The 875-nt window shown below is 57.5% G+C and carries 1 protein-coding gene; it reads right to left on the reverse strand.

The genetic code is table 11. The features are described from left to right. The coding region (locus tag ACTHSP_RS20945; RefSeq protein ID WP_440346880.1) for a PilT/PilU family type 4a pilus ATPase at positions 1–875 on the reverse strand (875 nt) is incomplete at both ends.

An 875-nucleotide genomic window follows, 5' to 3' on the forward strand; every position in this document is an offset into this window, starting at 1 on the left:
GCTTCGCTGAGTTCGATTTGGCCTTGTGCGTAGAGGTTGAAGAGGTTTTGGTCGAACGTCTGCATGCCGTTGCTGCCGGAGCGTGCCATCAGGTCGCGGATTTCCAGCAATTCGCCTTTGAAAATCAAGTCCTGCATGGCCGGAGTGTTGAGCAGGAGGTCGGTAACGGCCGTGCGTTGGCGGTTTTTCTTGATGGTGAGGCGTTGGCCGATGATGCCGACGAGGTTTAACGCCAAATCCATCAAAACCTGTTGGCGACGGTCTTCCGGATAGAAGTTGATGATGCGCTCGATGGTTTGGGAGGCTGTGCTGGCATGGATGGTGAAAACGCACAGATGGCCGGTTTGAGCCAGTTGGAGGGCGTATTCCATGCTTTCTTCGCTGCGGACTTCGCCGATACAGACGACATCGGGCGCTTGACGCATGGCGCTTTGAACGGCGATTTTCCAGTTGTCGGTATCGATGCCGATTTCGCGCTGGGTGAAGATGCTGCGGCAAGGTTTGTAGATAAACTCGATGGGGTCTTCGATGGTAACGATATGGCCGGGCAGCTTTTGGTTGCGGTAGTTGAGCATGGAGGCCATGGTGGTGGATTTACCCGAACCGTTCGGGCCGGCGAGGATCAGCAGGCCGCGCGGTGCGAGTGCAAGCTCTTGGAGCTTTTCGGGTAAACCGAGGGTCTTCATTTCGGGAATGTCTTGGCTGACGCGGCGCAATACCATGCCGACGCGGCCTTGCTCGTGGTAGGCGTTGACGCGGTAGCGCGTGTTGCTGCGCGATTGGACGGAATAGTTGATTTCCCAGTCGCGGTTGAAGGCTTCGAGCTGGTCGGGGTTCATGGTGGATTCGGCGATGGCGGCGGTGTCCGCGCCGGT

The sequence above is a fragment of the Neisseria sp. P0001.S005 genome (genome assembly GCF_051963715.1).